The sequence below is a fragment of the Bacillus sp. 05T31 genome (assembly GCF_056396725.1).
The window spans coordinates 1-461 of sequence record NZ_JBFTMA010001371.1 but is presented as its reverse complement, the minus strand read 5'-3'; the positions used below and the strand labels follow the sequence as shown (position 1 = coordinate 461).

Below are 461 nucleotides of genomic sequence, written 5' to 3'. Positions count from 1 at the left end.
CAATAAGACCACTCTTTTTTATTTCTAGTTCAATAAGTTCCTCTGTAGTACCTGGATAAGTCGTACTTTCCAGTATAATAAGTAAAGGTTTTTCGATATATATTTTAATCTGTTTCACCACATTAACGATATACGATGTATCAGGTTCCTGATTCTTATTTAAGGGGGTAGGAACGCATATACTTACAACATCAAGCTCTTTCAGTACACTATAATCAGTTGTAGGAAAAAAGCTGTTTGTATTAATATATTGGGAAACTTCCATACCTTCGACATCACTTATATATGATTGTCCGGATTGGAGTAATTTTATTTTATTAGAATTTATATCAATTCCATAAGTACTAAATCCTGCTTTAGTAAAGCCTAATGCTAGTGGTAGACCTACGTAACCTAGACCAATTACACCTACTTTTGCTGTTTTCTCTTCAATTTTTTTTCTTAACACTTCAAAATTAGAC

At 31.7% G+C, this 461-nt stretch carries 1 protein-coding gene; it reads right to left on the bottom strand.

Features of this window, described 5'->3' with window-relative positions; translation table 11 throughout:
- Positions 1-461: NAD(P)-binding domain-containing protein (locus tag AC1DJR_RS33355; RefSeq protein WP_477004607.1), on the bottom strand; the 461-nt coding region annotated here is incomplete at both ends.